Annotated in this window: 1 protein-coding gene; it reads left to right on the top strand. The window is 66.8% G+C overall.

All coding sequences use genetic code 11. The annotated features are described in order from the left end of the window. Positions 1 to 27: 27 nt before the first annotated feature. Positions 28 to 268 (top strand): TetR family transcriptional regulator (locus tag SB751_RS31060; protein ID WP_410749151.1); only part of this gene is annotated, 241 nt, incomplete at its 3' end.

Raw genomic sequence — 268 nt, 5'->3', positions numbered from 1 at the left:
AAGTTCCATAAGTGTCAAGCTACAGGGATGACCAAGGAAAACCGGACACGGCGGCGCGCGGACGCGCTCACCCAACAGCGGATCGTCGAAGCGGCGATCGAGATCCTCGACCAGGACGGCGAGGACGCGCTGACCTTTCGCGCCCTTGCGGCGCATCTCGCGACCGGCAGCGGCGCGCTCTACTGGCACGTCGCCGACAAGCAGACCTTGCTCGCCCAGGCCACCGACCAGATCGTTGCCGCCGCGCTACACGAAGCGGCAACGCGGC

The organism is Cupriavidus sp. SIMBA_020 (assembly GCF_046535395.1).
Classification (GTDB): domain Bacteria; phylum Pseudomonadota; class Gammaproteobacteria; order Burkholderiales; family Burkholderiaceae; genus Cupriavidus; species Cupriavidus campinensis.
The sequence above is the reverse complement of the archived record's forward strand: the minus strand, read 5'-3'. Positions and strand labels throughout refer to the sequence as shown.